The following is a 26,737-nucleotide window of genomic DNA, read 5'->3' on the forward strand; positions in this document are numbered from 1 at the left end:
AGACCTGACCGATGATCAGGTGACCGGTGTGGCCCGGCCGTTCCGTACGGACGTACGCATAGAGTCCGTTACGTTCCGAATGTCCGTTCCCAGGTGAGGACCCTCCGGATGCCGCGACCCGCACGCCACCGTCTGCGCCTGCCGCTGGGCCTCGCCACCGCCCTGGCCATGCTGCTCGGCGCACCGGGAGCACTGCTGCCCACCGCGGCCGCCGACGACGCGCGCAGCTCGGTCGGGATCACCAAGAGCGACGACCTCGGCGGCAAGCCGCTCCAGCCCGGTGACGACTTCGTCTACACCCTGGAAGGACACTGCTCCGGACTGACGGTCGACTGCGTGCACTTCACCGTCACCGACACCCTGCCCGCCGAGTTCGAGGTCACCAGCCTTCCGCAGTCCACCACCACCCGGGACGTCACCTACGACGCCGCGACCCGGCAGCTGACCATCGTCTACAAGCAGACGCTGCAGAACCCGGCCGGCCAGACCGGGCTGCGCGCGGGCCAGGCCGGTTCGGTCGAGGTCGGCATGCGGCTGCCCGCCGACACCCAGGTCGAGGACGGCACGGTCGTCCCCAACTCGGCCACGGTCACCGCCGACAACGCCGACCCGGCCACCGACCGCGACGACATCACCGTCACGATCCCGCGGGTGGTCAAGCCGGTGGCCACCAAGAGCTGGAGCGACGGATCGGCGGTGGCGGGCAGCGGCGAGGAGAGCACCCTGACCCTCGGCGTGCGCAACAACTCCTCCAGCTCCGCCGAGGTGAGCGAGCTGACGGTGTCCGACACCGGCCAACAGACCTTCGAGTACTTCGACTTCGAGTCCGCCACGGTCACCGCCTTCCCGGCCGGGGCCGACCGGGCCGCCCTCACCGTGACCACCGCCTCCGGCGCCACCCTGACCGGCCCGCCGATCTCCGCCCCGGGGCCGCTGCCGCTGCCCGCCGGGGTCGCGCCCGGGGACGTGACCGGCTTCTCGGTCACCTTCACCAACAGCAACGGCGACCCGCTCCCCTACGACCCGACCGGCGGCACCGTCACCGTGCGGCTGAAGCTGCGCGACACCACCCGCTCGAACGGCCGACCGCTGCGTCCCACCGACAAGGTGACGGTGGACAACTGCGCCACCCCGCAGGCCCAGGACCCGGTCGCGGGAGCGGTCGACGGCACGGCCGCCTGCGCCCCGTACGACATCCTGCCGGACACCCTGGTGGTCAACGCCACCAAGCAGTTCTTCCCCGACACGAACGGCGACTGGTCGCAGCAGAGCGGCGAGCACGCCGTCGCCGGCCAGAACTCACCGGTCACCGCCCTCGTGGACGTCACCAACCAGTCGCCGTTCCCGGTGAAGACGATGACCGTCACCGAGCCCGCGCTCCTGCAGCCGGCCGACTTCGCCCAGCTGGACGTCCAGCAGGTCCGACTGCGCTTCCCGGCCGGGGCCACCTCCGCCACCCTGACCGTGACCTACGCCGACGGGACCAGCACCACCGACAGCTACACCGCCGACACCACGGTGGACGTCGCCAAACCGGGCACCACCGTCACCAAGGTCGAGGTCACCTACACCGGCACCGACGCGGACGGGAACCCGACCATCGAGCCGGGCGCCGACGCCGGGCTCGACCTGCACGCCACCCTGGCCCCCGGGGTGACGGCCGGTCAGCTCACCAACTGCGCCGCCTTCAGCGCCGACGCGGGCCGCACCGACGGCAGCGGCACCGCCGCCGGCCGGGCCTGCCAGGCCCTGACCGTGGAGGACCCGCAGAACGGCTCCGGCGGCAGCAAGAACACCGACCAGACCGACGTCCCCGTCGGCCAGCCGATCCCGATGCACCTGACGGTGACCAACAACGGCAACATCCCGATGGTCAACCCGGTGATCACCGACCCGCCGGCCAAGCCGGACGGCACCCCCGACTTCACCCAGGGCAGCCCGTTCGGCTATCTGCAGATCGACTCGATCACCGTCACCCCGGCCGGCGCCCCCGTCACCGTCCAGGTCTGGGACCCGACCGCCGGAGGCGGCAGTGGCGCCTGGGTCGCGTACGACGCCGCCGACACCGCGCTGCTGGGCCGCGCCACCGCGGTCCGGGTCGCCTACGACGGCGAGCTGCCGCCGACCGGCACCTTCACCGTGAACGTGGTCGCCGAGCGCCGCCCGGGCACCCCGGACGGGGTGAGCTTCCAGAACTGCTTCACCGTCACCGCCGACTCCGGCTGGACCTCCGGCAGCCCGGCCTGCTCCGCCTCGATGAACACCGGCCCGGCCTCCGACTCGGCCTCGCTGAACAAGTCGATCAGCCCCGGCCAACTCCCGCAGTACGTCCCGGGCCTGCCGCGCCAGCACGCCGACGTGGCCCTGACCGTCATCAACACCGGCAACATGTCGGCGAAGTCCCTGGAGATCACCGACCAGGACGCCGACTTCTTCGACGCCGTCGACCTGGTCGCCGTCACCTCCAACCAGATGCCCGCCGGGGCCGACCGGGTCCGGATCGACGCCTACGTCGACGGCGCCTGGGTGAACGGCACCCCGGCCGCCGGGGCCGCGCTGCCCGCCGGGGTCGACCCCGCCGCCGTCACCGGCGTCCGCGCCACCTACACCTCCACCAGCACCGCCAACGACGGCTACACCCTCACCCCTTGCACCGGAAACCCCTGCGCGGGCGTCCTGCACCTGGACGTCAGCCCGCGCCCCGCGCTGCGCTCCACCGGCGGCCCGGTGCCGGACCACCTGGAGGACACCGTCTCCGGACGCTTCCTCACCAAGCTGGAGACCAACGGCGTGCCCGCCCTCATCGCCCCGGTCACGGCCACCCTCGACCTGGTCAAGGGCAGCCCGGTGCTGGCCGTCAGCAAGACCCCGAACACCGTGCTCGCCCCCGGTGAGGACGCCCCCTTCTACCTCAAGGTCGCCAACACCGGCACCGCCGACGTCCCCGCCCTGGTGGTCAAGGACGCCCTCCCGCCCGGCATCGCCTTCCTGGACTCCTTCCAGGGCGACAACGGGCAGCCCTTCAAGGTGACGGACCAGCAGGTCCCGGCCGGCACGCCGGCGGTGCCCACCCCGGTCTTCACCGAGACCACCAGCGGCAGCCGCATCTCCGGCCTCACCTGGGACTTCTCCAAGAACGGCGACGGCACCCCCTGGGTCCTCGCCCCCGGCGCCTCCTTCACCATCGAGTTCCACGTCACCCTGGAGGCCGGCATCAACGCCGGACAGACCGTCACCAACACCATGGGCGCCACTTCCTCCGACCCGGACCTGTCCTGCGACGGCCCCGGCGAGAGCGGCGGCACCTTCGGGCCCGGCCTGTACTGCACCGCCTCCGCCACCCTGACCGCCAAGTCCGGTGCCTCCTTCAGCGCCCGCAAGTGGGTCTCCGGCAACGACGCGCTCGGCTGGTACAACACCCAGACCGGCGCCACCGTGCCGGTCGGCGACCCGGCCTGCCTCACCACCACCGACGCCACCGGCCGCCGCTACACCGCCAACCCCTGCATCGCCCTGGTCAACCCGGGCGACCGCTACCAGTACCTGATGCGCCTGCAGAACGCCGGCACCGAGGCCGGCACCGCCATGCGCGTCGTCGACCGCCTCCCCGTCCAGGGCGACCAGGGCGTCCTGCTCCCGCAGGCCCGCGGCACCGCCTGGAACAACCGCCCCACCCTCGCCACCGCACCGCAGCTCACCGGCCCCGGCACCATGACCACGTCGTACGAGAACACCGAGCCGCTCTGCACCGACGACCTGAAGATGGGCGGCGCCGGCTCCACCGCCGCCCGGTGCCCGGCCACCACCTGGGACGACCCCTTCGGCCCGGCCGTCGCCGGCCTCCGGCTCGACCTCACCTTCGCCCCCGCACTGGCCCCCGGCGGCGCCGTCGACATCACCTACGCCATGGACACCCCCCTGGACGTGGCCCACGACGGCGACCCCACCATCGCCTGGAACTCCTACGCCCACAACGAGACCACCGACCGCGCCGGAACCCCCCGCGTCCTCCAGCCCAACGAGCCCACCCAGGTCGGCATCGCCCTCGCCTACGGCAGCCTGCAACTCGTCAAGGCCTTCGACCAGCGCCCCGACCTGCTCGCCGACGGCCTCGCCAAGGTCCCCTTCCCCTACCACGTCACCTGCACGATCCAGCCCCAGGGCAACCCGCAGCGCACCGTCCTCGACCGCGACTACCCGGTCTCGGCCGACCGGCCCGTGACCATCGGCGGAATCCCCGCCGGCGCCACCTGCCAGGTCTGGGAGACCGCCGCCCGCGGCGGCACCAGCGACCACCCCGCCGGACAGCCCGTCACCGTCACCATCACGCCCGGCCTCGGCACCGAATCGGTGCAGACCGCCACCATCACCAACACCTTCGCCTTCGGCGCGCTCACCGTCCTCAAGGCCCTCGACGGCGACGCCGCGCAGTACGCCGCCGACACCGTCTTCACCGTCGCCGTCTCCTGCGCCCTCCCCGACGCCGCCGGGGCACCGACCGCCCTGGTCCTCACCAAGCGGTTCCCGCTGACGGCCGGTCAGCCCCTGGTGATCAAGCCCCTGCCCCTGCACAGCACCTGCTGGGTCGAGGAGGTCGACACCGGCGGCGCCGCCCGGGCCGTGGTCGACCACGGCACCGCCGACGACCCGGTGGTCATCACCGCCGACGACGCCGCCCCGGCCGTCATCACCGTCACCAACACCTTCCCCGCCGCCCGGCTCACCGTCACCAAGCACGTGGTGAACGGCCCCGCCGGCCCCTACTCCTTCACCCTCAGCTGCACCACGGCCACCGGTGAGGTCCCGCTCGCCGCCGAGGACCGCTCCTTCGCCCTCGCCGACGGCGGGAGCCGGCCGGTCACCGTCCCCGACGGGGCGCGCTGCACCGTCACCGAACACGACCTGCCCGCCGGTGACACCGTCACCTACTCCGCCCCCGACGGCACCACCACCGTCACCGGCGCGGCCGGCCTCGACGTCACCAACACCTTCCCCGCCCCGCTCCCCGACGACGTCCTGCCCACCACCGGCACGGCCACCCGCATCCTCTCGGCCGCGGCCGCCGCCACCCTGGCGGCCGGGACCGCCGCCCTGCTCCTCGCCCGCCGGCGCCGCCCCTGCTGACCCCCCGTCAGGCCGGGCGGGCACCACCGAATCGAAATCCACACCCTTCGACCGGAACCGCCCGGCTTGAACGACCCACCCGGACACCGGCATGATCCCTCGTCATGGACGATGCCTGGACGACCGTCAAATCCCTTTCCGCACACCTGAGTTCGCTCTCGGAGCTCACCCCGCGCGAGGCCGCCCTGGCCCAGGCCCTCAAGCTGGGCGAGGAGTCCGGCGAACTCGCCGAAGCCGTCATCGGCATGTACGGCCTCAACCCCCGCAAGGGCGTCTCCCACACCCTCGCCGACGTCCACGCCGAAGCCTGCGACGCCGCCGTCACCGCCTTCGTCCTGATCGAACGCACCGGCGGCGACGCCCGGGCCGCCTTCGAGCAGCACCTCCGCAAGCTGGCCTCCCGCACCCTCCCCACCGCCCCCGGGGCGTCCGGCTGACCGTGCGAGGATCACGGCATGGACGACCTGCGCCTCCGCCTCGCCGACGACACCGATCTCCCCGCCGTGGTGCGTCTGCGCGACGACGCGGCCCGCTGGATGCTCGCCCGGGGCGTCACCGGCCAGTGGCAGCCCGGCGAGCTGGACGAGGACCACTTCCGCCGGGTCGCGGAGCGCGGGGAGGTGTGGCTCGCCGAGGCCGCCGACCGCGTGGTCGGGGCCTGGGAGCTGTGGTGGGAGGACGAGGACGCCTGGGGTCCGCAGCCGCCGACGGCCGGCTACGTGCACCGTCTGATGGTGGACCGCAGGAGGGTCCCGCCCGGGACGGGGCGGGAACTCCTGCGGGCCGCGGAGCGCCGGGTGGCCGAGGCGGGCCGGCCCCTGGTCCGGCTGGACCACCTGGCCACCAACACCCACCTGAGCGCGTACTACCTCGGCGCCGGCTACCGGGTGGTGGGGCACAAGGAGGGCAAGCCGCAGCCGGGCGGTGCGCCCAAGTCGTTCACCCTCCTCGAGAAGTCCGTGCGGGACGCGTCCGGGTAGACCGGGAAGGCCCGTCGGCGTCACGCCCCGGCCGCTCGCGGGGCCGGGACGGTGCGGTCGCGCTGGAGGTCGAGGAGTTCGCGGAACAACCCCTCCCGCGCCGCGAGTTCGGCCCACGTGCCGCTCTGGACGATGCGGCCGCGGTCCATGACGACCACCCGGTCGGCGAGGGCGGCGTTGGTGACGTTGTGGGTGACCAGGAGGGTGATGCGGTCGGGGGCGAAGGCGCGGAGGGCGTGCAGGATCCGGTGCTCGGCCCGCGGGTCGAGGTCGCTGGTCGGTTCGTCGAGGACCAGCAGGCCGGGGTTGAGGGCGGTGCGGTAGAGGGCGCGGGCGACGGCCACCCGCTGCCAGCCGCCGCCGGACAACTCGGCGCCGCCGAGCCAGCCCTGGGCGAGCAGCGTGCGCCAGCCGGAGCGCAGCCGGCCCACCGTCTCGTCGAGGCCGGTGTGGGCGGCGGCGTCCCGGACGCCGTCCGGCCGGTCGAGGTCGGCGCCGTGCCCGAGGTGGACGTTCTCGGCGGCGGACAGCGGCCAACGGGCGAACTCCTGCGGGACCCGGGCGACCCGCGCCCAGAGGGCGTCCGCGTCCAGTTCCCCGATCGGCACGCCGTCCCAGGTGATGGTGCCGCTCTGCGGCAGCAGCAGCCCGGACAGGAGCTTCAGCAGGGTGGTCTTGCCGCTGCCGTTCTGGCCGATCACGGCGACGATCTCGCCGCTGCGCAGGGTGAGGTCGACGGCCTGCAGCGCGGGCTCCTGCTGGTCGCCGGGGTAACGGTGCGTCAGGCCCCGGACCTCGATCGTCCCGGGCGCGCCGGGGGCCACCGTGCCGCGCCGGATCCGGTAGCCGCCCGCCTCGTCCAGGAAGGTGAAGTAGTCGTCCAGGTAGAGCCCCATCCGGTAGAGGCGGGTGCCGTTGCCGACCATGCCCTGCACGCCCCCCGTCGCGGTGCGGATCGCGAAGACCGCGCCGCCCGCCGCCGCGAGGTCGATCCGGCCCGAGGCGACCAGGTAGAGCAGGGTGCCCCAGATCAGGGCGCTGCCGGCGCCGGTGCCCAGGGCCGCCCAGAGCGAGACCCGGGCGGCGTCCCGGGTGGCGCGGTCGGTCGCGGCGGCGATCCGGGCCTCGACGTGCCGGTACTTGCCCATCATGAAGGGGGTGACCTGGTCCGAACGGACCTGGTCCGCACGGCCCTTGTCGATCAGGAACCAGCGGTAGATCCGCAGCGCCTGGCGCTCCTCGTTGGTGGAGCGGGAGGCGAGGTAGTGGATGCGGGCGGTGCGGACGGCGGCGATGCCGGTCGGCACGGAGCCCAGCAGCAGGAACGGGACGATCCGCCAGTCGAGGGTGATCAGCACCCCGGCGGCCGCGACCAGCGAGACGGTGGAGGCGATCACGTCCTGCGCGCTGGAGAGCAGGTCGGGGGTGGTGGCGGCGCCCCGGTCGGCGGCCTCCCACCGGTCGGTGTAGGCGGGCTCGTCGTAGGCGCTCAACTCGGCGGAGCAGCCCGCCGCGAGCAGCGCGAGGTCGGCCTCCCGGTTGATCCTCGGCGAGACCCGCCCGGACAGCCCCACCACCGCGATCCCGAGCACCGCCCGCAGCCCGGCCGACGCGACCAGCAGGCCCAGGGACGGGGCGGCGGCCCGCAGGTGCCCGCCGACCGGACCGGGGGCCAGCAGCGCGGCCAGCGTCCCGGTGGTCGCGTACAGGGCGAGCGCCTCGAAGATCCCCGACAGCACCTGGCAGACCAGCAGCCAGACGGTGGCGGTCCGGTCGGCCACCCACGCCAGGGCCATGGCCCGGCGCACCAGTTGGGGCAGCCGACGGACCATCCCGCCGGTGGTCATCGCCTCGGCGATCTCCCGCCGGGTGTCCCCGGGGAAGCGCGAACGGATCTCCTCGTCCCCCTCCTCCGTCCCCTCGGTGCTGCCGTGACCCTTCGACGTCTGCGTGCCGGACAAGCGGTGCTCCTCACTGCTGGGCGGGCGTACGGGAGTTGACGGTGCGGCCGGTCACCCGGACCGGCGGAACACGGACACCTGCCTCCCCTCGGCGATCCGGGCGAACGCCTGGGCGGCGTACCCGACGGTGGGGTGCGGGAGCCGGTCGAGCGGCCACCAGTCGAGCCGGGCGCACTTGCCGGGCTCGCGGTTGGTGATCCGGCCGCCGTAGGCACGCGCGGTGAAGAACAGTTGCAGCCGCCCCGTCCCGTCGTCGGCGTCGAGGTCGTGCAGGACGTGCACGAGTTCGAGGTCCTCCTCCCTGATCGTGATGCCCAGCTCCTCCTCCGCCTCGCGGGCCATGCCGCGCAGGACGGACTCGTCCGCCTCCAGGTGGCCGGCCGGGGCGTGCCACTGACCGTCGGCGAAACCGGTGCCGGCGCGCTGCCCGAGCAGCACCCGGCCCTCCTCGATCAGGGCGAGGTGGACTCCGATCACCTGCGTGTGCGACACGGGCGTCTCCTTCGGGGAACGGCGAAGCACTCCCGGGCGCGGCCGGGAGCGGTGGTCTTCTCGCTGGGGGTCCCACCGTAGGGGGTCCCCGGGGGCCGTGTCGGCGTGTCGGCGCGACTGCCACCCGATCCGGTGAAGGCATCAAATCGCCTACCCTGGAAGAGAGTTGACGAAGCTCCCGCATTGTTCCAGACGGCTGTGACAGCGCCCCGGCCCACCGGCCCCGCCGTCGGCCCCGCCCCCCTGGTACGGCAACGGTGCCCACCGTGACGGTTGCCGGGTCAGCCCGTCGGGCCGTTCACGGGTGGGGAACATGTCCGAGGTCGATGCCCGTCACCGGGCGGTCGCCGCGGTGCGAAGGAGGCCTTACTCGGCGTCCCTTCCGGCGGCGGCGAGTGCGAGGTCGTAGTCGAGGCGGGCCCGGTCGATCGCCTCGACGTGCCGCTCGGCCCAACCGGCCAGTTCGACCAGGGAGTCGTACAGCTCGCGCGCCATCGGCGTCGCCGTGTACTCGACCTTCGGCGGCACCGTCGGGTAGACGGTCCGGGTCAGCAGGCCGTCGCGCTCCAGGTTGCGCAGGGTGAGCGTCAGCATCCGGCGGCTGATGCCCTTGACCTGGCGCTCCAACTCGGTGAAGCGGGCCGGGCCCTGGGTGGTCACCAGCAGGATGGCGATGCTCCACTTCCCGCTGACCCTGCCGAGGACGTCGAGCACCGAGCAGGCGGCCCGGGCGGAAGGAGTTTCGCACTCCTGCGGGGCGCTGACCTCGATGGTCACACCGGTGTTCCTCTGGGACATGAAAGTGCCTCCTTCCACCGTCGGTGCATGATCGCAGACCATGATCCCGGCAACAAGACGGGTCGTACGAGCGCAGAGCAAGGGGTTCCACCATGGCGGACAGGATTCGGGTCGGGGTTGTCGGGGCGCACGCCGAACGCGGCTGGGGACGTGCGATCCACCTGCCCGCCCTCGCGGCCTCGCAGGACGACTACGAGATCGTCGCGGTCGCCGGTACGAACCAGCGGTCGGCCGACGCGGCAGCCGGCGTCTGGGGTGCCCGGCACGCCTTCGCCGACGCCCGGAGGCTGATCGAGCACCCCGAGGTCGACCTGGTCACCGTCGCCGTCCAACTGCCCCAGCGGGACGGCCTGGTGGACGCGGCGATCGCGGCCGGCAAGCACGTGTACAGCGAGTGGCCGCTGGCCCTGGACGCGGGGACCGCCGAGCGGTTCCGGGCCGGTGCGGAGGCGGCCGGGGTCCAGGGCGCGGTCGGCCTGCAGTCCCGGCACCACCCGATGGTCCGCTACCTGCGCGACCTGGTCGCCGAGGGCGCGGTCGGCGAGGTCCTCTCCAGCTCGCTCAGCTACTCGATCGCCTCGCCCGAGGTCTGGTCGCAGCGGTACGCGGCGCTGTTCGACGCCACCAAGGGCGTCAACCACGTCGCGGTCGTCGGCGGCCACTCGCTCGACATGTACGGCTCGATCGTGGGCGGCTTCGCCGAGCTCTCCGCGACCCTGACCACCCGGATCGGCACCATCACCCTCCAGGAGACCGGCGAGCCGCTCACGGTCACCTCGCCGGACCAGATCGTGGTGTCGGGCCTGCTGGAGTCCGGCGCCGCCTCGTCCGTCCACTTCATGACGGGCGGCCCGCGCGGCGACGGCTTCCGCATCGAGGTGCACGGCCGGGCCGGCCGGCTCGTGCTGCACTCCACCGACGACTCGCTGGTGGGCCCGGAGTTCGTCCTCACCCTCGCCAAGGCGAACGGCGCCCCCGCCGAGACGCTCGTGCTCCCGTCGCGCTACCTCCCGGCCCTCGCCACCGCCCCCGCCCCGGTGCGCAACGTCCACCGCGTCTACGCCGACCTCGCCCGCGCCGTACGCACCGGCGAGCCCTTCGACCCCTCCTTCGCCACCGCGGTCCGCACCCACCGCCTGCTGGACGCGATCAAGGACTCCGCCGCCACGGGCGAGCGCCGGCGCCTGGGCTGATTCCGCGCGGGCGTAGGATCTCGAATGCGGCAACGACCAAGGGGGAGACGGGACATGGGCGGCGTACGGCGGGTCGGGGTCTACCTGGCGCATCCGCGGGCGGGAAGCTTCAACCACGCGCTGTACGAGGCGGTGGTGGACGAGCTGCGCGGGCGCGGGTGCGAGGTGGCCGCGCACGACCTGTGCGCGGAGGGGTTCGCACCGGTGCTGACCGCCGAGGAGACGGAGACGGTGGCCGCGGCCGGCGAGTCCCTCGATCCGCAACTGGCACTGCACCGGGCCGAGGTGGCCACGCTCGACGCGCTGGTGCTGATCCACCCGAACTGGTGGGGGATGCCGCCGGCCGTACTGGCCGGATGGGTGCAGCGGGTGCTGGTGCCCGGCGTGGCGTACAAGCTGGGCACCGCCGACGGCGAGCCGGCCGGCCTGCTGCGGGCCGGCCGGGCTCTGGTGCTGAACACCTCCGACACCCCGGAGGACCGCGAGCACGACGAGTTCGGCGATCCGCTGCAGCGGATCTGGGCCGCCTGCGTCCTGCCGTACGTGGGCGTGACGGACGTCCGGCGGCTCGTCTTCCGCACGGTCACCGACTCGGCGGACGCCACCCGCGCGCAGTGGCTGCGCCAGGCGCGGCAGGAGGCCGCGGCGCTGCTCGACGGGTGACGTGGGCCGCGTGCGGTCGCCGCCGGCGGCGCGGCGGACCTTCGTGGTCGGTCCGCCGCGGCGTCCGGTCCGGCAACCACGGCTCGATCCGCGCCCACGGAGCACCGGTCGACGACACGTCGGATCCGACGGTCGGACGATCCGCACAGCAGACGGCCGCGCCCGCGCCCCGGCATGTGATCCTCATCTCCGCCCGTACCCCGTAGGGGCGCCCGGCCGTCGCCGTGCGGTAGAAACGTTCCGCTCGACCACAGCCACATGGGGGAACCATGAACAACCGCACCACAGTTGCCGTCCTCGGCACCGCCACCGCCGCGCTCCTGCTCTCCGGCTGCTCCGACACCAAGGAGCTGGCCTACGGCAGCACCGCCAAGAAGGACAACATCGAGGTCGTCGTCGAGAAGGTGGTCGCCGGGAGCACCGCCGACCTCTCGGTGCTCAAGGACGCGTCCAAGTACGAGGGCCGCACGCCCTACTACCTGCACTACCGCGTCACCAAGACCGACGGCGGCGACGTGACCGGCCCGTCCTTCGACGTCACGGCCGACGGCGACCTGCTGACCCGGCTGAGCATCATGGCCGCCTTCCCCGAGCCCGTCGTCGGGGCGGACGGCAAGCTCAGCTACAAGGAGACGCCCAAGTTCGACAAGTGCCTCGACCCGCACGACTCCACCAAGTTCAAGGCGGCCGCGGCCGGCGAGAGCTACCAGGCCTGCGCCGTCTACCTCTCCGCGACGGGCTCCACCGCGGCCCCGTCGAAGGTCGAGTGGGTCAAGGGCGGCCTGCTGCGCCGCAAGGACGACAAGGCCTTCGCCACCTGGAAGTGACCCCCTGCCACATCCAGCGCACGGCCTGACCCTCCGTCAACCGGAATCCGGCCCTTCCCCCGGAGCGTGACGCCCGGGGGAAGGCGCCGCCCGCCGGGCGCGCCGTGCCACGGCCGTCGACGGCGTCGGACGGCGGGATCGGACGGCAGGGTCAACTCCTCCGGCGGGACCTGCAGGATCGTGGCGTTGTCCCCGGTACTGACCACCCCGGTGAACGGAGCCCCCCGGGTGTCGATCGACACCGACCGCTCGCCGGCGGCGACCACACCGCCGTACCTCCTGCGCCAACGCCATCTCACGAACGCCCCACCCCAGCCCCCGGACGACCGGCCTCCCCCGCCTGATCCACCGTCACCACCGCCCGTCCGAACGGCGCCCGGTCCAGCCGGAGCTGGCCGCGCCTGATCCAGCGCATCGGCCAGCGCGCCAGCACGTACAGGCAGGCGGCCCAGCCCAGGGCGTGCACCGCCCAGACCCCGGCCATGGTCGGTCCGCCCCAGGCCTGGTGGTAGTCGGTGTCCAGGTACCAGAGCGGGTAGCCCACGTTGCGCACGGTGTTGAAGGCCGCGTACGCGCACAGCACGAAGGCCGCCAGGTCCAGCGGCAGGCCGACCACGATCCGCACCACCGCCCGCCCCGCGCCCGGCTTCGCCCGGAACACGGCGAGCAGACCGACGGGCAGCGCGGCCCCGGCCCGGAGGGCGTCGGCCGCGAGCGGGCGGAGGTGGCGGAGGAAGGCGGAGAGCATCTCGGGTCCCTGGCTGGTCGTCGGGTGTCTGACGTTCCACACCCTGCCGGGTGACCTCCTGACCGGTCGTCACACCGGAGGACTGTCCAGCACGTCATACCCGGGTACGACGACGCCGCCGTCCGCGCCCCCCGCGCGCGACACCGACCGGCCCGCGGTGCATGGCGGGCCGCATCCCGGGCATACGCGCGGACACCGCACGGTGCGGTGGAGTCCGGCGCACGGAGGGAGATCCACGGTGGGTGACGGATCGCGACGCAGTGGGCGGCCGGGCGGGCGGGCCGACCGGTGGGTGCGCGCCGCCGGGCGGGCCGGTTTCGCCGCGCGCGGCGTGGTGTACCTGCTGGTCGGCCACCTGGCGCTGAGGATCGCCTTCGGCGACGACGGCTCCGAGGAGGCCGACCGCCAAGGGGCGCTCCACCACGTGGCGGAGCAGCCCTTCGGCCGGGTGGCGCTCTGGCTGCTGGTGGCCGGTTTCGCCTGCATGGCGCTCTGGCGCGCCTCGGAGGCCCTGTTCGGCCGCGGCCGGGGGGCGCACCGGATCGGCAGCCGCTTCCTCAACGGCGGCCGGGCCGTCTTCTACGCCGTCGTCTGCTGGGCCACCGCCGTGTTCGCGGCCGGCGCCGGGGCCTCGGAGAGCAGCGACACCAAGTCCCGCGACTGGACCGCCACCCTGCTCGGCGAGCCGGGCGGCCGCTACCTGGTGGGTGCGGCCGGGCTGGTGGTGATCGGCGTCGGGGTCGGCGCGGCCGTCCGCGGCATCCTCCGGAAGTTCCTGAAGAAGCTGGACACCGCCGCGATGTCCGCCCGCACCCGCACCGCCGTCACGGCCGTGGGGGTCGCCGGCACCACGTCCCGCGGCGTGGTCTTCACGGCGGTCGGGCTCTTCGTCCTGCTCGCCGCCGTCCGCTTCGACCCGGGCAGCGCCAAGGGCGTCGACGACACCCTCCGCACCTTCGCCGCGACCCCGGCCGGCCCCTGGCTGCTGGCCCTGGTCGCCGTCGGTCTGCTGCTCTTCGGCGTCTTCTCCTTCACCAACGCCCGCTGGCGCCGCCTCTGACGACGGGTCAGCGAGGCAGCCGGTCGGCAGGCCGCCGGTCAGCAGGGCACCGCCACCGCCCGCCGCCCGGTCCTCGCCAGCGCGCCCGCGACCACCAGCCCGGCGGTCCCGGCCAGGACGGTCTGGACCCGGTAGTCCAGGCCCGCCACCATCGCGCCGCCCAGCAGCAGCGCGAGACCGGTGGGGGCGAACAGCAGGGTGTTGGCGGTGGCCGCCACCCGGCCCAGCAGCTCGCCGGGGGTCTCGCGCTGGACCGCCGTCATGGCGGCGACCAGTGCGCAGGGCAGCCCGAGCCCGATGGCCAGGCTGCCGCCGAGCACCACCGGCAGCCACGGGGTCGCCCGGGCCAGCACCCCGAGGGCGAACAGCGCCAGCCCGGCGGCGGCGAAGGCCCGTTCCGGCATCCGGCGCATCAGCGCTCCGGCGGCCAGCCCGGCCACCACCGAGCCGAGGCCCTGGGCCGGCATCAGCACGCCGGCGAAGGCGGGCCCCCGTCCCAGGCCGTCGTCGATCATCGCGAAGGTGGCCGAACTGCTCAGCCCCGACAGCAGCATGGCGGTCCCGCCGGTGAGGACCAGCGGCCGCAGCACGGGGTGGCGCCACAGGAAGCGCGCGCCCTCCGCGGTCTCGGCCCGCCAGCTGCGCCGTTCGCGCGCGGCGGGCCGGGCCTCGCTCACCCGCAGGCAGCGGTAGGCGGCCGCGGCCAGCAGGAAGGTGAGGGCGTCCACGACGGCCACCGCCGGTCCGCCGAAGGCGGTGAACAGGGCGGCCCCGGCCGGCGGCGCGATCAGCTTCATGCCCTCCATCGCGGTGTACACCAGGCCGTTGAAGTCACCCCGGAGTTCCTCGGGCACCACCTCGGCGAGCAGCGCGCTCTCGGCCGCGTCGGCCAGCACCACACCACCGCCGACCATCGCCAGGACCGCGAACAGCAGCCAGACGTCGTCCGCCGTGCGCACGGCCAGCGGCGCGGTCGCCACCACCGCGAGGGCCAGGTGGACGGCGACCAGCAGCGGGCGGCGCCGGACCCGGTCCGCCAGCGGGCCGATCAACGGGCCGAAGAGGGTGGGCAGCCAGAGGCCGAAGCCGACGAACGCGGCCAGCGCGTCCGATCCGGTCAGCGCCTTGACCCAGATCCCGGCCGCCAGCGCCATCGCCGTGTCGCCGAAGCCGGAGACGACGACCCCGCCCAGGTAGAGCGCCGCGTTGCGGTCGCGCAGCACGGCCGTCAGGTGTCGGCCCATCAGTTCCCCCTCGTGGTCCGGTGATCACGTGGTGCCGCGATCGCGCACACCCTACCCCCAATCAAATGCTTGGGGGTAGCACGGATCACGGCCCCGTCCGCCCGCACGGTTTACTGACCTGCATGACCGAGACCGATCCCGTCCTGCGCGCCCTCGCCCATCCACTGCGGCTGCGGATGCTGAGCCTGATGTGGCCGGGGCCGATGTCGGCCGCCGAGCTCGCCCGCGAGCTGGAGGTCTCGCACGCCCTGGCCAGCCAGCACCTGCGCCGCCTGGACGGGGCCGGGCTGGTCGAGCTGGCCGAGGAGCGCACCCGGCGCGGCGGCCGGGAGCGGCGCTACCGCACCGTCCGCGGCACCCCGCTCTCCGACCGCCGGGAGGCCGATCCCCTGCTGGCCGAGACCATGGGGCTCACCCTCCGCGAGCGGGCCGCCCGCCGCGCCCCGGAGTCCGAGGGCGTGACCGTCGACGCCGAACTCTGGGTCGATCCCGAGACCTGGCAGGACGTCAGGTCACGGCTGGCCGCCCTGGCCCTCGAACTCCACGCCGCCGCCCGCCCCGCCCGCACCCCGGGCACCGAACCGGTCGGCGTCAGCCTGATGGCCTTCCCCCTCCGTACCGACGAACCCTAGTCGTTGAACGTTCAACGCAACGTCGGGATACCGCCAGCTCCACCGGACGCCCTGCTCCAGGATCGAGTCGTGTCCGGGACCGGACCGGGGAGTTCGAAGGAGATGACCATGAACGACGTCGCGACGGCGCTCGACGGCAAGGTGGCGCTGGTGACCGGCGGGAGCCGGGGGATCGGGGCGGCGGTCGCCCTGCGGCTGGCCGGGGAGGGCGCCCACGTGGCGCTCACCTACCAGGGCTCGGACCGGGCGGCCGAGGAGGTGGCCGCCAAGATCACGGCGATGGGCCGCACCGGGCTGGCCGTCCGCGCCGACAGTGCCGACCCGGAGGCGGTGCGCGCCGCCGTGGCGGCGGTCGCCGGGCGGTTCGGCCGGCTGGACGTCCTGGTCAACAACGCCGGCGTCGGCGCGGTGGGCCCGATCGGCGAGATGACGGCGGATCAGGTCGACCGGGTGCTGGCGGTGAACGTCCGGGCGCCGTACCTCTACGCCCAGGCCGCCGCCGAGCACCTGGCCGAGGGCGGGCGGATCGTCGGCATCGGCAGCTGCATGGCCCGGCGCGCCGCCTTCCCCGGCGGCTCGCTGTACGCCACCAGCAAGGCCGCGCTCTCCGGCCTCACCAAGGCCCTGGCCCGGGAGCTCGGCCCGCGCGGGATCACCGTCAACCTGGTCCACCCGGGCCCGGTCGACACCGACATGAACCCGGCCGACGGCGAGTCCGCCGCGTTCCAGCACGGCTTCACCGCCCTCGGCCGCTTCGGCACCACCGCCGAGGTCGCGGACGCCGTCGCGTACCTGGCCGGCGAGGGCGCCCGCTACGTCACCGGCGCCGAACTCGACGTCGACGGCGGCTTCGCGGCCTGAGCGCCCGGAACTCGGCGTTCAGCGCTCCGCCAGCACCACCACCGCGTCCTCCGCCCCCAGCACCAGCGGAGCGCCCCGCACCGGGTTGAGGAAGACCCCGTACGAGGGCGGCTCGTGGCCGCGGTCCGACCGCCAGTAGCCGATGGCGGTCTCGTCCCGCCGGCGCGCCGCCTCCACCAGGGTGGTGAAGTCGGCCGGGTGCCCGGGGCGGAGGTAGTCGGCGGCCGGCTTGAGGTGGATCTCGGAGCTCTCGGGGTCGAACAGGTCGGTGAAGACCGCGTGCAGCCCGGGGTTCTCGGCCAGCTGGGTCAGCAGCAGGGTGATCACCTTGGTGGAGACGATGAAGTCGTCGGCCTTGGTGACCTGGGCCACCTCCCGGTTGGCGTCGTCGTTCATCTCGGTGACGATCGAGTACGGGTCGCCGATGCTGTCCTCGATGTCGCGCAGGTGCAGCAGGGTCACCAGGGTCCGGTCGTCCGCCGCGTCGGGGGCCACCGTCTCGTCGGTCAGCACCACCACGTGCTGGTAGTCGCCGACCCCGAGCGCCTCCAGCGAGGACCGCCGGGTGGGCTCGCAACGCCGGTACCCCACCGTCAGGTTGACGAGGTCGCGGACCGTCTCCCGGGGCTCCCAGGGCGCGGCCACGTCCAACACCGAGCCGGGCCGGACGAAGCTGTCCAGCAGTCTGATCAGCTTCCCCGAGCGGGAGTTGTGGCCGATCAGCAAGGTCCGCTCGGGGAGCTGGGGTTGGCGCGGCGCGGAGGTGATCGCGGCCTCGGCCACGGGCGGCTTCCCGTGGCCGAGGCGGATCATCAGGTCGTCCTCGGCCACCACGATCAGTTCGTCCTCGGCCGTGAGCACCGTGCCCATCGGCGGATTGAGCAGCACCCCGCCCCCGTCGACGCCGCCACCGCCCCGGCACAGCCCGGCCAGCGTGCCCACCTCGTAGGCGTGCAGCGCCTCGCCGTACGTCCACCCGGCCAGCGAAGGCTCGGCCCGGAGGTAGAACTCGTTGCCGACGAAGCTCAACAGCTCGTTCAGCACGCTCGACAGACCGCGCTGGCGGTGCGCCTGGGCGATCAGCCGCACCGCGATGTCGTCCCCGTCGATCACCAACGCGCCCTCCCCCGCGGCCAGTCGGGCCGCCGGCAGGTTCTCGGAGTCCTGCACCGCGGCCACCAGCCCGGGCCGGTCCGGACCCCAGGAGCGGCTGCTGAGCAGCAGCAGGATCTTCACCACGTCGATGTCGCCGTCCTCGCCGACCGGCGGCAGCACCAGGATCGACCGGGCGGTGTCGGGGCTGACCAGCTCCAACTCCCCGCGCACCAGCGGGTTTCCGGAGCGGCAGATGACCCGGGTGCGCCCGGTGTCGGCGATCCGGGCGCGGATCGCCTCCTCCATCGCCACCTTGTCCTGGTCGGCCAGCACCACCACGCAGGAGCGCCGCTCGCTCTGGTTGGCCTCGACCAGTTCCGCGATCACCGTGAAGACCTGGTCCGACCAGCCCAGCACGATGGTGTGCCCGTTCTCGATCAGCGGGGAGCGGCCCCTGCGCAACTGCCGGATGCGCTGGTCGAGTCCGGTGGTCAGCACGCCGATCAGCGCGCTGACGATGAAGATCCCGCCGATGGTCACCGCCAGCATCAGGAAGAGGAAGACCGGCCCTCCGGTGTCCCCGCCCATGGTGCCCGGGTCCAGGGTGCGCAGCAGGCTCATCCAGGCCACGCCGGACCAACCGCCGTTGCTCTCCGCGTCGGTGTCGGTGAGCAGCACCACCGAGGCCGACACCAGGGTGATCAGCAGCAGCGAGGCGAGCCCGAGCCACCCGATCAGCGCCGGGGTACCCCGGTCCATCGTGCCGTCGAACCAGTACCGGACCCGACCGCGAAGCCGCCTGAACACCACCGAACCCCCCTCACGCCGCCGTCGGCCCGAGCACGGTACCCCGGGGCGGTCAACCTTCCCCCGGCGACCGGCCGTTCGTCCCCCGAGGACCGACGGACCGTCACCCGCCCGAGTGGCGGAGCCCCACGGGGGTCGACCCGCGCCGCGCACGTCGACACCAGTGTGAAGATCGTCTGCCGTATGCTGCGGAGACACCGAACAGACCGACGACCACACGCACCAGCCCGCACGGACGGGCCGAGGGGGACACCAGCATGATGGGACCAGCGCACTCGCTGTCGGGCGCCGCGGCCTGGCTCGGAGTGGGCGCCGCGGCGGCCCTCATGGACCGGCCGATGCCCTGGCCGGTCCTGCTCGCCGGAGCGCTGATCTGCGCCGGGGCGGCCCTCGCCCCGGACCTCGACCACAAGGCGGCGACCATATCCCGGGCCTTCGGGCCGGTCTCCCGCACCCTGTGCGAGATCATCGACAGGCTCTCCTACGCCACCTACAAGGCGACCCGGACCAAGGCCGACCCGCGCCGCTCCGGCGGCCACCGCACCCTCACCCACACCTGGCCGTGGGCCCTGCTCTGCGGGGCCGGCGCGGCCGCCGCCTGTGTCTACGGCGGCCGTTGGGGCGTGCTCGCGGTCCTCTTCGTCCACATGGTGCTCGCCATCGAGGGCCTGCTGTGGCGTCACGCCCGGGCCTCCAGCGACGTCCTGGTCTGGCTGCTCGGCGCGGCCGGCGCCTGGATGCTGGCCGAGGTGCTGGACCGTCCGGGCAACGGCTCCGGCTGGCTGTTCGAGGGCGACGGACAGCAGTACATGTGGATCGGACTGCCGGTCGCCCTGGGCGCGTTGGTGCACTGCATCGGTGACGCGCTGACCGTCTCGGGCTGCCCGGTGCTGTGGCCGATCCCGATCGGCCGCAAGCGCTGGTACCCGATCGGCCCGCCCAAGGCGATGCGCTTCCGGGCCGGCAGCTGGGTCGAACTCAAGGTCCTGATGCCGGTGTTCGCCGGCCTCGGCGGCATCGGCGCGCTGGCCGCCCTCCAGCTGATCGGCTGACCGGCCGACCGCCCCCGCCGACCCGCCACCCACGGCCCCGGCCGCCCCGTCAGATCCCCGAACCGGGGAGCAGGACGAGGCGGTCGGGGTCGAACGGCATCCAGCGCGGTTCCTGCCCGCGCCCCAACACCCGTACGCGGCACCAGGACTGGCCCCCGGCCGGGCGCCACCAGGCGTTGATCCGGCCCACCGCCCAGTCGCCGTCCGCGAAGCCGACCTCGACCGGCTGGTAGGCGGGCTCGACCTCCTCCTCCGGAGGCTGCCAGGCACCGCCCTGCTGACTGTCCGTCATGGTTCGCCCTCCTCGGCCCGGTCCCGGAAACGCTACACAGCTGTAGATGCCCACGGACGGACCTGACAAGCGGCGGGCCGGACACCGTGACGTCCCGGCCCGCTCTCCGGCCCGTCAGCCGACGTTGACCCCGTAGTCCAGGGCGATGCCGCGCAGACCGGAGGCGTAGCCCTGGCCGATGGCGCGGAACTTCCACTCGGCGCCGTTGCGGTAGAGCTCGCCGAAGATCATGGCGGTCTCGGTGGAGGCATCCTCGGTCAGGTCGTAGCGGGCGATCTCCCGGCCGTCGGCCTGGTTCACCACCCGGATGAAGGCGTTGCGGACCTGGCCGAAGCTCTGGTTCCGGTTGTCGGCGTCGTAGATGGAGACCGGGAAGACCACCTTCGCCACCGCCGCCGGCACGGCCTCCAGGTCGACCCTGACCTGCTCGTCGTCGCCGTCCCCACCGCCGGTGAGGTTGTCGCCGCTGTGCTCGACCGAACCCTCCGGGCTGCGCAGGTTGTTGAAGAAGACGAAGTGCTGGTCGGTGAGCACCCGGCCCGCCGCGTCGCAGAGGATCGCACTGGCGTCCAGGTCGTGGTCGGCACCCGTCGTGGTGCGCACGTCCCAGCCCAGCCCGACGATGACCGAGGTCAGGCCGGGCGCCTCCTTCGTCAGTGAGACGTTGCCGCCCTTGGCCAGCGTGACTCCCACGTCGCCCCTCCAGGTGTGTCCCGCCCGCGGGTCGCACCACGGGCACCGTACGTACCAGCGAATCTACAGCACTGTAGATCACTCCGGTACGACAGCACCGTCTCCGCCGCGTGCTAATTTACGTCGCTGTAGATGCCCGATACGCCCGCCCACCAGGACAGATCCCGTGCCGCACGACCTCGAACCGGACTCCCGGACCGCACCGACCGGTCTGCGCCCACGCGGCCTCGTCGACCTGCGCGGCGACGGCGCCGTCCCCCGCACCCTCAGCTACCCGCCCGGCGCGGTGGTGGTCGTCTCCGGCCTGCCGGGCAGCGGCAAGAGCACCGCGCTCCACCGCTGGGCGGCCGCCGCGCCGGTGGTGGACCCGCGCACCACCCACCTCGCCTGCGAGGCCCTGATGCCCGCCTGGCTGCCGTACTCCGTCTACCGCCCCTGGGCCCGCCTGCGGCACTTCCGCCGCCTCCACACCAGCGCGCGCGACGGCGCCGAACTCCTGGTCCACGACTGCGGGAGCCGCTCCTGGCTCCGCCGCCACCTGGCCCGTCTGCTCGCGCCGCAGGGCCGCGAACTCCACCTGGTCATCCTCGACGTGGGCAGCGCCGAGGCCCTGGCCGGCCAGCGCTCCCGGGGCCGCTCGGCCCCGCGCCGCACCTTCGCCCAGCACCACCGCGGCCTCGGCCGACTGGTCCGCGCCCTCCGCGCGCACGGCGCGGCCGCCGCCCCGGAGACCGCCTCCGTCACCCTGCTCGACCGCTCCGCCCGCGACCGCCTCCCCCGGGTCACCTTCGACGCGGCATGACGCTGGATAACGCGGCATGACGAAGTCCCTGCGAGCTCAGGAGCTCAACTCGCAGGGACTCCAAGCCGGTTCAGGCCTTCTCAGGCCCGTTCGAACCTGTCGGTGGGTCAGCCGACGCTGACCGCGCTCCAGGCCGCGGCCACCGCGTTGTACTCGGCGCTGCCGGTGCCGTGCAGGTCCCGGGCGGCGTTCAGGGTCGCGGTGCGCGCGCCCTTGTAGTCGGTGGTGGAGGTCATGTAGACGGTCAGCGCGCGGTACCAGATCGCGGCGGCCTTCGTGTTGCCGATGCCGGTCACGGTCGAGCCGTTGCAGGTCGGGCTGGTGTAGGTGACGCCGTTGATGGTCTTGGTGCCGCTGCCCTCGCTGGCCAGGTAGAACCAGTGGTTGCCCACGCCCGAGGAGTTGTGCACGTCGAGCTGGCCAACCTTGCGGGTCCAGCAGTCGGCCGAACGGCCGTCGAGGGAGGGCTTGTCCATCCGGCGCAGCCACGGCGGGGTGGACTGGTCGCTGAACAGGTAGTCCGGCTTGTCGATGCCGTTGTTGGCGTACCACTCGACCATGGTGCCGAAGATGTCGCTGGTGGCCTCGTTGAGGCCGCCGGACTCGCCGCTGTAGCGCAGGTTGGCGGTGGCGCTGGTGACGCCGTGGGTCATCTCGTGGCCCATGGTGTCGAGGTCGACCTGCTCGGGGTCGACGGTGCCGTCGCCGTCACCGGTCATCATGCAGAAGCAGCTGTCGGACCACTGGGCGTTGTCCCACTTGACGCCGACGTGGACGAAGACCGTCGCGCCCTTGCCGTCGTTCTTGATGCCGCTGCGGTTGAAGGTGTTCTTGTAGTAGTCGTACGTCCAGGCCGTGTTGGCGTGCGCGTCGACGGCGGCGGTGGAGCGGTCGGTGGAGAACTTCTTCCCGTCGCCCCAGACGTTGTCCGCGTCGGTGAACAGCGTGCCCGAGCTCGCGTTGAGCGAGGAGGACGAGACGTTCTTGGCGTCCTTGGTGATGTGACCGCGGGTCGGGTCGATCAGCGCGTAGCCGCCGCCGGTCTGCGCGGTGGTGTCGATGGCGACGTCGCCGGTGTACTCGGAGTGCCCGGTGCCGACGGCCTGGTGCTCGGCGTCGTAGGCCTCGATCTGCTCGCCGCTGGCGGCGTCGGTGACGACGACCTTGCCCTTCGGCTGGCCGTGCTCGCCCACGCCGGCGACGGTGGTCCGCCAGGCCAGGCGCGGGGTGCCGTCGGCGGCCCAGACGATCAGCTCGGGGGTGGAGGTGGCGGCCTTGATGCCCTCGGCCTGGCCGAGCGCACCGGCGGCGCTGACCTGCGCGGGCACCGACGGCTTGGTCGACTTGACCTTGGGGTCGTGGGCCTTGCCGCGCGAGCTGTCGAGCAGCTTGCCGTGCGCGTTCTGATGCACCACCAGGTCGCCGCCGACGACCGGCAGGCCCTGGTAGGTGCGGTCGAAGCGGACGTGCTGGGTGCCGTCGGCGTCGACGATGACGTCCTTGACGACCAGGTCCTGACCCGCGCCGAAGCCGAAGACTCCGGGGTTGTGGGCGACGTTGCCCTTGGCGTTGGCTATCGCGGCGTCACGGCCGGTGGCGGCGGTCGCCGCTCCGGTCTGGAAGGTGACGGCGACGAGGGCGGCGGTGACCGCGATGGCTCCGGCCGCGAGGTGGCGGCGCTGCGAGGAGGTGGGGCTCACTCTGACTCCAGTCGGGGTAGCTGTGAAGAGCTGCGACAGAGCTTGACGGTGGGCCGCCAAAAAAGGCCATGCTTACCTCAGGATCTTGATCAATCCGTGTCCAATAACGACCGAAACCGTTCAATTACCCGACCACCCGTAGCACTTGACCCCCTCACCGACCAGGCGGTATGGCGCCGGTGACGCGCTGCGGGACACCGAGCGGGTTGCCGTCCAGCAGCTCCGGCGGGAGCAGTTCGGGCGGGGTGTTCTGGTAGACCACCGGGCGCAGCCAGCGCTCGACCGCGGTGGCACCGACGGAGGTGGCCCCGGAGGTGGTGGCCGGGTACGGGCCGCCGTGGTGCATGGCGGGGGCGACCGCGACGCCGGTCGGCCACTGGTCCACCACCAGCCGGCCGGCCAGCGGGCGCAGGCGCTCCAGCAGGGCGGCCGCCTCGGGGCCGCGTTCGTCGGCGGCCAACTGCACGGTCGCCGTCAGATTGCCGGCCAAGCTCCCCAACACCGACTCCAGTTCGGCCCGGTCCCGGTAGCGGACCAGGACGGTCACCGGGCCGAAGCACTCCTCCCGGAGCTCCTCGGTCAGCTCCGCCGCGTCCACCGCCAGCACCCCGGCGCGGACCGCGAGACCGACCCCCTCGACCGGTGCCGGGCCGGCGGCCAGCAGCACCCTGACGCCCGGCACCGCGGCCCGGCGCCCGACACCCGTCAGGAACGCCTCCCGCATCCGGCGGTCCAGCAGCGGCCCCGCCCCGGTCGCGGCGGCCGCCGCGACCACCGCCTCCTCCAGTCGGTCCGCCCCGGCCGGGACCAGGACCAGGCCGGGCTTGACGCAGAACTGCCCGCTGCCGAGCGTGAAGGAGGCGGCGAGCCCGGCGCCGATCTCCTCCGCCCGGGTGGCGGCGGCCCGTTCGGTGACCACCACCGGGTTGAGCGAGCCGAGCTCGCCGTGGAAGGGGATCGGTACCGGCCGGGCGGCGGCGATGTCGTGCAGCGCCCGCCCGCCGCGCACCGAACCGGTGAAGCCGACCGCCGCCACCAGCGGGTGGCGGACCAGTTCGGGACCGGCGGCGAAGCCGTGCACCAGGCCCACCACCCCCTCCGGCAGGCCGAGTCGGGCCGCCGCCTCGCGCAGCAGACCCGCACAGAGCTCACTGGTGGCCGGGTGGTCCGGGTGGGCCTTGACCACCACCGGGCAGCCGGCCGCCAGGGCACTGGCGGTGTCGCCGCCGGGCACGCTGAAGGCGAGCGGGAAGTTGCCGGCCGAGAAGACCGCGACCACGCCGAGCGGGACCTTCATCCGGCGCAGGTCGGGGCGGTTCAGGGCGGGGTCGGCGTGGTCGATCGCCACGTCCAGGAAGGCACCCCGCTCCACCTGCTCCGCGAAGGCCCGCAACTGGTAGGTGGTACGGGCGAGTTCACCGGCCAGCCGGGCCGGGCCGAGCGCGGTCTCGGCCTCGGCGGCGGCGACCACCTGCTCGGCCGCCGCGTCCAGGCGCCCGGCGGCTGCGCGCAGCAGCGCGGCCCGCACCGCGCGGTCGGCCAGCGCGGGGAGGGCCGCGGCGGCGGCCCGGACGGCCCGGTCGACCTCGGCCGGCCCCGCCTCCAGCGCCACCACGGCCCCGGACGCCCCGCTCCTCGGGTCGTGGGTACGGACCGGCTCGCGCCGAACTGCTGTGCCTTCCATCGTGTTTCCTCTCCTCGCCGGTGCTCGCACCGGGAATCCGTCAGCTGAGCGGGGGAGCCATCTCGGTGAAGTGGCCGCCGACGAAACGGGCGTCGACATGGCCGGGGTCGAGCGGGCCGTACTCGGCCAGCAGCTTCTCCGCGTACTCCTCGGCGTCGTCCTGCGGCCGGTAGCCGAGCGCGCGGGCCGTGCTCAGGTCCCACCAGGCGCGGGTGTTGGCGCTGATGCCGTTGACGACGGTGTGTCGGGCGAGCGGGGGCGCGAGGGGGGCGGTGAGCGCGGCGTGCACCAGGCGGGCGCAGTCGCCCGGGCTCAGCCAGGTGGAGAGCATCCGGACCGAGCGGGGCCGCTCGAAGCAGGACCCGATCCGGATGGTCACCGTCTCGATGCCGTACCGGTCCGCGTAGAACGAGGCGAGGTTCTCGGCGAAGGCCTTGGAGAGGCCGTAGTTGGTGTCGGGCCGCGGCGGCGCGTCCGCGCCGATCAGTTCGCCGCTCCCCGGGGCGGGCAGCGGCGTGAACCCGACCGCGTGGTTGCTGCCGGCCACCACCACCCGGCGGACGCCCTCCGCCCGGACGGCCTCGTAGAGGTGGTACGTGCCCTGGACGTTGGCGCCGAGGACGTTCTCGAAGGTGTCCTCCAGGGAGATCCCCCCGAGGTGGACCACGGCGTCCACTCCGTGCACGGCCTCGCGGACGGCGTCCGGGTCGCGCAGGTCGAAGGCGAGGGACTCGGGTGCGTCGGTCAGGGGCCGGACGTCCGCCAGGCGCAGCCGGTGGCCCAGCGCGGGCAGCCGGGCCCGCAGGTGGGCGGCGACACCACCGGCGGCGCCGGTGAGCAGGACGGTGCGGGGCTCGGTCATCGCGGTGGGCCCTCCGGTCGGGCGGGAGTCGATCGGAACTCCTGGGCCAGCGCGGCCAGGAGGTGCTGACGGTGCCCCGGCAGCAGGCCGAGGTGGTAGAGGCTGAGCCGGGTCGCGCCGGCTTCGCGCAGGCGCCGGACGTGGCCGGCCAAGGCGTCGGGGTCGGCGGGCGGGAGCGCGGTGACGTAGGCGTCGACGGCGGTGCCCGTGGCGGCCGCCGCGCGGACCAGCTCGGCACTGGCCTCCCCGGTCGGCCAGCACGGCACCAGCAGGGTGTCGACCTGGCCGGCCGCGCTCGCGGTCAGGCCCGGTGAGGGGCCGGTGGCCCACGGGTCCGGGTGGGCGTGCAGGGTGATCGACGCCCCGGGTACCGCGGCCCGGACCGCGGCCGTCACCCGTCCGAGCAGTCCGTCGGTGGCCGCCTGACGGACCGCCAGCAGCGCGGCCGCGGTCTCCTCCGGCAGCGGACCGCCGCCCCGGGCGCTGCGGCGCAGCAGCTCCACCGTCTTCTCCTCGTCCAGGCCGTGCCGGCGCCAGCCGTACCGGCAGGCCCCGCAGCAGCAGACGGAGAGCGCCCGCAGGGCCTCCGGCGGGTAGGCGCCGTCGCTCTTCTCGTGGCATCCCAGGTGGACGGCGCCGAGCTGGCCCGCCGACTCCAGCGACACCGTCCGGACCGCCTCGCCCGGCAGGCCGTGCAGGGCCTCCGCGGCCAGGGTCGCGCAGTACTGCCGGACCGGTTCGTGGGACGGGCAGAGCGCGTACGGGTAGCGCTCGCCGTGGCAGTTGACCACCGACACGGCCGGGTTCAGGTAGCCGAGGCGGGAGTTGTGGGCGAGGACGATCCAGGCGTTGACCGGGATCCCCTCCGCCGCGAGGACCTCGACCGCCGCGCCGGCCGGGTCGGGCTGCGCCATCCAGTCCGCGGTGAGCGGGGTGAGCCGGTGGCCGGCCCAGGCCCCGGGCCGCAGCGGCCGGTAGAGCGCGGCGTACCGGGCGTCGACGAAGGAGCGCTCCGGGTGGAGCGGGGTGGCCGCCCGGGTGGAGTGGTAGCTGAGGGCGAGGGTGACGGCATCGGCGCCGGTGGCGCGGAAGCGGTCGGCGAGGCCGGGGTCGCCGAGGACGTCCCACGGGTAGGCGTGGACGGAGACGGTCGGGTGGTTCACCTGG

General features: G+C 73.8%; 23 protein-coding genes. 11 read left to right on the plus strand and 12 right to left on the minus strand.

Annotation, left to right across the window (positions count from 1 at the left end; all coding sequences use genetic code 11):
* The first annotated feature begins 108 nt into the window (after positions 1-108).
* The 3 genes from ACIA8O_RS15775 (at position 109) to ACIA8O_RS15785 (ending at position 6,104) form a co-directional block, all read left to right on the plus strand.
* Complete coding sequence (locus tag ACIA8O_RS15775; RefSeq protein ID WP_396294365.1) at positions 109-5,124, plus strand: DUF5979 domain-containing protein; 5,016 nt, start codon at positions 109-111, stop codon at positions 5,122-5,124.
* Between the two features lie 104 nt (positions 5,125-5,228).
* Positions 5,229-5,561, plus strand: coding sequence for a MazG-like family protein (locus ACIA8O_RS15780; protein WP_396294366.1), 333 nt, complete (start codon positions 5,229-5,231; stop codon positions 5,559-5,561).
* Positions 5,562-5,579: 18 nt separating this feature from the next.
* Entirely contained in the window at positions 5,580-6,104 is a 525-nt protein-coding gene (locus ACIA8O_RS15785; protein WP_396294367.1) for a GNAT family N-acetyltransferase, read from the plus strand.
* Between the two features lie 20 nt (positions 6,105-6,124).
* Here the strand turns inward: ACIA8O_RS15785 and ACIA8O_RS15790 are convergent, their stop codons facing one another.
* The 3 genes from ACIA8O_RS15790 to ACIA8O_RS15800 form a co-directional block, all read right to left on the minus strand.
* A complete protein-coding gene (locus ACIA8O_RS15790; RefSeq protein WP_396294368.1) occupies positions 6,125-8,065 on the minus strand; it encodes an ATP-binding cassette domain-containing protein in 1,941 nt (646 codons plus the stop codon).
* 51 nt (positions 8,066-8,116) lie between these two features.
* Positions 8,117-8,557 (minus strand): NUDIX domain-containing protein, encoded by a 441-nt coding sequence (locus tag ACIA8O_RS15795; protein WP_396294369.1) that lies wholly within the window; start codon positions 8,555-8,557, stop codon positions 8,117-8,119.
* A 366-nt stretch (positions 8,558-8,923) separates the two neighbouring features.
* On the minus strand, positions 8,924-9,355 hold the full coding sequence (locus ACIA8O_RS15800; protein WP_396294370.1) for a winged helix-turn-helix transcriptional regulator: 432 nt from the start codon (positions 9,353-9,355) through the stop codon (positions 8,924-8,926).
* 92 nt (positions 9,356-9,447) lie between these two features.
* Here ACIA8O_RS15800 and ACIA8O_RS15805 point away from each other — a divergent pair, with 92 nt between their 5' ends.
* From ACIA8O_RS15805 to ACIA8O_RS15815, 3 genes are all read left to right on the plus strand, one after another.
* Complete coding sequence (locus ACIA8O_RS15805; RefSeq protein ID WP_396294371.1) at positions 9,448-10,548, plus strand: Gfo/Idh/MocA family protein; 1,101 nt, start codon at positions 9,448-9,450, stop codon at positions 10,546-10,548.
* Positions 10,549-10,602: 54 nt separating this feature from the next.
* Entirely contained in the window at positions 10,603-11,211 is a 609-nt protein-coding gene (locus ACIA8O_RS15810) for an NAD(P)H-dependent oxidoreductase (RefSeq protein ID WP_396294372.1), read from the plus strand.
* 269 nt (positions 11,212-11,480) lie between these two features.
* A complete protein-coding gene (locus ACIA8O_RS15815) occupies positions 11,481-12,038 on the plus strand; it encodes a hypothetical protein (protein WP_396294374.1) in 558 nt (185 codons plus the stop codon).
* Between the two features lie 295 nt (positions 12,039-12,333).
* Here ACIA8O_RS15815 and ACIA8O_RS15820 read toward each other — a convergent pair whose 3' ends face one another.
* Positions 12,334-12,786, minus strand: coding sequence for a hypothetical protein (locus tag ACIA8O_RS15820; RefSeq protein ID WP_396294375.1), 453 nt, complete (start codon positions 12,784-12,786; stop codon positions 12,334-12,336).
* Between the two features lie 238 nt (positions 12,787-13,024).
* On the opposite strand from ACIA8O_RS15820, the gene ACIA8O_RS15825 reads away from it, so the two are divergent.
* Positions 13,025-13,846, plus strand: a complete 822-nt coding sequence (locus tag ACIA8O_RS15825; RefSeq protein ID WP_396294376.1) for a DUF1206 domain-containing protein — start codon at positions 13,025-13,027, stop codon at positions 13,844-13,846.
* 38 nt (positions 13,847-13,884) lie between these two features.
* Here ACIA8O_RS15825 and ACIA8O_RS15830 read toward each other — a convergent pair whose 3' ends face one another.
* The gene (locus tag ACIA8O_RS15830) at positions 13,885-15,090 is read right to left on the minus strand and encodes an MFS transporter (protein WP_396294377.1); all 1,206 of its coding nucleotides are present in this window, start codon (positions 15,088-15,090) and stop codon (positions 13,885-13,887) included.
* A gap of 122 nt (positions 15,091-15,212) precedes the next feature.
* On the opposite strand from ACIA8O_RS15830, the gene ACIA8O_RS15835 reads away from it, so the two are divergent.
* Positions 15,213-15,722 (plus strand): ArsR/SmtB family transcription factor, encoded by a 510-nt coding sequence (locus ACIA8O_RS15835; protein WP_396294378.1) that lies wholly within the window; start codon positions 15,213-15,215, stop codon positions 15,720-15,722.
* A 108-nt stretch (positions 15,723-15,830) separates the two neighbouring features.
* The gene (locus ACIA8O_RS15840; RefSeq protein WP_396294379.1) at positions 15,831-16,583 is read left to right on the plus strand and encodes an SDR family NAD(P)-dependent oxidoreductase; all 753 of its coding nucleotides are present in this window, start codon (positions 15,831-15,833) and stop codon (positions 16,581-16,583) included.
* 18 nt (positions 16,584-16,601) lie between these two features.
* On the opposite strand, the gene ACIA8O_RS15845 is transcribed toward ACIA8O_RS15840, so the two are convergent.
* A complete protein-coding gene (locus ACIA8O_RS15845; protein ID WP_396294380.1) occupies positions 16,602-18,437 on the minus strand; it encodes a potassium transporter TrkA in 1,836 nt (611 codons plus the stop codon).
* A 305-nt stretch (positions 18,438-18,742) separates the two neighbouring features.
* Here ACIA8O_RS15845 and ACIA8O_RS15850 point away from each other — a divergent pair, with 305 nt between their 5' ends.
* Positions 18,743-19,537 (plus strand): metal-dependent hydrolase, encoded by a 795-nt coding sequence (locus ACIA8O_RS15850; RefSeq protein ID WP_396294381.1) that lies wholly within the window; start codon positions 18,743-18,745, stop codon positions 19,535-19,537.
* 49 nt (positions 19,538-19,586) lie between these two features.
* On the opposite strand, the gene ACIA8O_RS15855 is transcribed toward ACIA8O_RS15850, so the two are convergent.
* Both ACIA8O_RS15855 and ACIA8O_RS15860 read right to left on the minus strand, forming a co-directional pair.
* On the minus strand, positions 19,587-19,829 hold the full coding sequence (locus tag ACIA8O_RS15855; RefSeq protein WP_396294383.1) for a hypothetical protein: 243 nt from the start codon (positions 19,827-19,829) through the stop codon (positions 19,587-19,589).
* Positions 19,830-19,943: 114 nt separating this feature from the next.
* Positions 19,944-20,522, minus strand: a complete 579-nt coding sequence (locus ACIA8O_RS15860; protein ID WP_396294384.1) for a TerD family protein — start codon at positions 20,520-20,522, stop codon at positions 19,944-19,946.
* A 166-nt stretch (positions 20,523-20,688) separates the two neighbouring features.
* On the opposite strand from ACIA8O_RS15860, the gene ACIA8O_RS15865 reads away from it, so the two are divergent.
* Positions 20,689-21,324, plus strand: coding sequence for an AAA family ATPase (locus tag ACIA8O_RS15865; RefSeq protein WP_396294385.1), 636 nt, complete (start codon positions 20,689-20,691; stop codon positions 21,322-21,324).
* Positions 21,325-21,431: 107 nt separating this feature from the next.
* On the opposite strand, the gene ACIA8O_RS15870 is transcribed toward ACIA8O_RS15865, so the two are convergent.
* From ACIA8O_RS15870 to ACIA8O_RS15885, 4 genes are all read right to left on the minus strand, one after another.
* Positions 21,432-23,024 carry a M4 family metallopeptidase gene (locus ACIA8O_RS15870; protein ID WP_396294386.1) on the minus strand — a complete coding sequence of 531 codons (1,593 nt, stop codon included), beginning with the start codon at positions 23,022-23,024 and terminating at the stop codon, positions 21,432-21,434.
* 154 nt (positions 23,025-23,178) lie between these two features.
* A complete protein-coding gene (locus ACIA8O_RS15875; protein ID WP_396294387.1) occupies positions 23,179-24,708 on the minus strand; it encodes an aldehyde dehydrogenase family protein in 1,530 nt (509 codons plus the stop codon).
* Positions 24,709-24,748: 40 nt separating this feature from the next.
* Positions 24,749-25,570 (minus strand): NAD-dependent epimerase/dehydratase family protein, encoded by an 822-nt coding sequence (locus tag ACIA8O_RS15880; RefSeq protein ID WP_396294388.1) that lies wholly within the window; start codon positions 25,568-25,570, stop codon positions 24,749-24,751.
* Complete coding sequence (locus ACIA8O_RS15885) at positions 25,567-26,733, minus strand: hypothetical protein (protein WP_396294390.1); 1,167 nt, start codon at positions 26,731-26,733, stop codon at positions 25,567-25,569. The genes ACIA8O_RS15880 and ACIA8O_RS15885 overlap by 4 nt, the downstream gene beginning before the upstream one ends.
* Positions 26,734-26,737 lie beyond the last annotated feature (4 nt).

It is taken from the genome of Kitasatospora sp. NPDC051853, from assembly GCF_044452665.1.
Taxonomy (GTDB): domain Bacteria; phylum Actinomycetota; class Actinomycetes; order Streptomycetales; family Streptomycetaceae; genus Kitasatospora.

Excerpts from the sequence above, each read along its gene's own strand:
- ACIA8O_RS15775 (WP_396294365.1), top strand. The coding sequence starts at position 109 with ATGCCGCGACCCGCACGCCACCGTCTGCGCCTGCCGCTGGGCCTCGCC.
- ACIA8O_RS15780 (WP_396294366.1), top strand. The coding sequence starts at position 5,229 with ATGGACGATGCCTGGACGACCGTCAAATCCCTTTCCGCACACCTGAGT.
- ACIA8O_RS15785 (WP_396294367.1), top strand. The coding sequence starts at position 5,580 with ATGGACGACCTGCGCCTCCGCCTCGCCGACGACACCGATCTCCCCGCC.
- ACIA8O_RS15800 (WP_396294370.1), bottom strand. The coding sequence starts at position 9,355 with ATGTCCCAGAGGAACACCGGTGTGACCATCGAGGTCAGCGCCCCGCAG.
- ACIA8O_RS15805 (WP_396294371.1), top strand. The coding sequence starts at position 9,448 with ATGGCGGACAGGATTCGGGTCGGGGTTGTCGGGGCGCACGCCGAACGC.
- ACIA8O_RS15810 (WP_396294372.1), top strand. The coding sequence starts at position 10,603 with ATGGGCGGCGTACGGCGGGTCGGGGTCTACCTGGCGCATCCGCGGGCG.
- ACIA8O_RS15815 (WP_396294374.1), top strand. The coding sequence starts at position 11,481 with ATGAACAACCGCACCACAGTTGCCGTCCTCGGCACCGCCACCGCCGCG.
- ACIA8O_RS15820 (WP_396294375.1), bottom strand. The coding sequence starts at position 12,786 with ATGCTCTCCGCCTTCCTCCGCCACCTCCGCCCGCTCGCGGCCGACGCC.
- ACIA8O_RS15830 (WP_396294377.1), bottom strand. The coding sequence starts at position 15,090 with ATGGGCCGACACCTGACGGCCGTGCTGCGCGACCGCAACGCGGCGCTC.
- ACIA8O_RS15835 (WP_396294378.1), top strand. The coding sequence starts at position 15,213 with ATGACCGAGACCGATCCCGTCCTGCGCGCCCTCGCCCATCCACTGCGG.
- ACIA8O_RS15840 (WP_396294379.1), top strand. The coding sequence starts at position 15,831 with ATGAACGACGTCGCGACGGCGCTCGACGGCAAGGTGGCGCTGGTGACC.
- ACIA8O_RS15845 (WP_396294380.1), bottom strand. The coding sequence starts at position 18,437 with ATGGACCGGGGTACCCCGGCGCTGATCGGGTGGCTCGGGCTCGCCTCG.
- ACIA8O_RS15850 (WP_396294381.1), top strand. The coding sequence starts at position 18,743 with ATGATGGGACCAGCGCACTCGCTGTCGGGCGCCGCGGCCTGGCTCGGA.
- ACIA8O_RS15855 (WP_396294383.1), bottom strand. The coding sequence starts at position 19,829 with ATGACGGACAGTCAGCAGGGCGGTGCCTGGCAGCCTCCGGAGGAGGAG.
- ACIA8O_RS15875 (WP_396294387.1), bottom strand. The coding sequence starts at position 24,708 with ATGGAAGGCACAGCAGTTCGGCGCGAGCCGGTCCGTACCCACGACCCG.
- ACIA8O_RS15880 (WP_396294388.1), bottom strand. The coding sequence starts at position 25,570 with ATGACCGAGCCCCGCACCGTCCTGCTCACCGGCGCCGCCGGTGGTGTC.